Annotated in this window: 1 protein-coding gene; it reads right to left on the reverse strand. The window is 36.4% G+C overall.

All coding sequences use genetic code 11. From position 1 onward, the window contains the following. Nucleotides 1–84: 84 nt before the first annotated feature. Nucleotides 85–1,251, reverse strand: a complete 1,167-nt coding sequence (locus tag I6F65_RS21160; protein WP_197114790.1) for a nucleotide sugar dehydrogenase — start codon at nucleotides 1,249–1,251, stop codon at nucleotides 85–87. Nucleotides 1,252–2,189 lie beyond the last annotated feature (938 nt).

Raw genomic sequence — 2,189 nt, forward strand, 5'->3', positions numbered from 1 at the left:
GTAGGTGCGAATTTACTTCGCGCTTGTGTAACGTGGTTTTAATATTTTAAAAGTAAAAAGCGAGGTGTAAAACCTCATCTGCAATTAATCACTGCCGAATAAATCACGTGTATATACTTTGTCCGCAATATCACTTAACTCATCAACCATGCGGTTTGATATAACTACATCAGATATTTGCTTAAATTCATCTAAGTTTTTAATCACACGCGAGTGATAAAATTCATTTTCTTCAAGCACCGGTTCAAAAACAACAACCTCAATACCTTTTGCTTTAATGCGCTTCATAATACCTTGGATAGCTGAAGCTCTAAAATTGTCTGAACCTGTTTTCATCACTAAACGATATACACCAACCACTTTTGGATTACGCTTAATAATAGAGTCAGCTATAAAGTCTTTACGAGTGGTATTAGCATCCACAATAGCACCAATAATATTATTAGGTACGTCTGCATAATTGGCGCGTAACTGCTTAGTATCTTTGGGTAAGCAGTAACCGCCATAACCAAAAGATGGATTATTATAATGATTACCAATTCGTGGGTCTAAGCTAACACCTTGGATGATTTGCTTACTATTAAGACCATGAGCTTCAGCGTAGCTGTCTAGCTCGTTAAAATACGCTACGCGCATTGCTAGGTAAGTATTTGAAAATAATTTAATTGCTTCGGCTTCAGTTGAGTCTGTAAACAAAACTTCAATATCTGTTTTTATAGCGCCTTGCTTAAGTAAGTTAGCAAACACGGTTGCGCGTTCACTTTGCTCACCAACAACAATACGTGACGGGTGCAAGTTATCGTAAAGAGCTTTACCTTCACGTAAAAATTCAGGTGAAAATATTAAATTATTAATGCCTAACAGCTCTTTAATGCTTTGAGTAAACCCTACTGGTACAGTCGATTTAATTATCATTACAGCATTGGGATTATGTAATGTAGCCTCTTTAATAACAGCTTCTACGGACTTAGTATTAAAGTAATTATTTTCTACATCGTAATCAGTAGGTGTCGCAATTATTATAAAGTCAGCATTTTCGTATGCAGCTAATTTATTTGTAGTCGCGGTGAAATTTAAATCATCGCGCGACAAAAAAGCACTAATTTCAGTATCAACAATAGGAGACTGTTTTTTATTTAAAAGCGCTATTTTCTGCTCGTCGATATCAAGTGCAACAACTTCATTATGTTGCGCTAATAACATAGCGTTAGAAAGACCAACATAACCCGTGCCTACTACTGCAATTTTCATATTAACCCTATAAAATTATTCATAACTAATGATTAATTCTACCAGAGCTACTAAACAATACGAATGGTTAATAGTTATAAACTTAAATGAAATCGTGCGGGGTTTTAGGTTCTGTAGTGAATAAAAGTAGGCATTACCCGTTAACGCCACCTATTTTTATAACGTTATTAGCACAACCTATAAATACGGGTTTACGATTGAATTAAATACAAAACCTGTAGGTGCGAATTTATTTCGCACTCATGTAACGTAGTTTTATGCAGCTTTAATGCAAACAAAGCGAGGTGTAAAACCTCACCTACAATAAACATAAAACCCGACAACATACGCCAACCCCGTATGTGCGAATTTACTTCGCGCTTGTGTAGCTTGGTTTAATATTTTAAAAGCAAAAAGCGAGGTGTAAAACCTCACCTACAAAAAACATCAAACCCGACAACATACGCCAAACCCGTATGTGCGAATTTACTTCGCGCTTGTGTAACGTGGTTTTAATATTTTAAAAGCAAAAAGCGAGGTGTAAAACCTCACCTACAATAAACATCAAACCCAACAATATACGCCAAACCCGTAGGTGCGAATTTACTTCGCGCTCATGGCTATTGTCGTATGGCTTCAATGTTTAAAAGCGAGGTGTAAAACCTCACCTACAAATAAAACATACACCGAACCGAACAACATACACCAAACCTGTAGGTGCGAATTTACATCAATCATGTAACGTGGCTTTAATATTTTAAAAGCAAAAGCGAGGTGCAAAACCTCACCTACAATAAACATCAAACCCAACACATATGCCAAATCTGTAGGTGCGAATTTACTTCGCGCTTGTGTAACGTGGCTTTAATATTTTAAAAGCAAAAAGCGAGGTGTAAAACCTCACCTACAATAAACATCAAACCCAACAACATACGCCAAACCTGTAGGTGCGAATTTAC

This window comes from Pseudoalteromonas sp. SWXJZ94C, assembly GCF_015864385.1.
Taxonomy (GTDB): domain Bacteria; phylum Pseudomonadota; class Gammaproteobacteria; order Enterobacterales; family Alteromonadaceae; genus Pseudoalteromonas.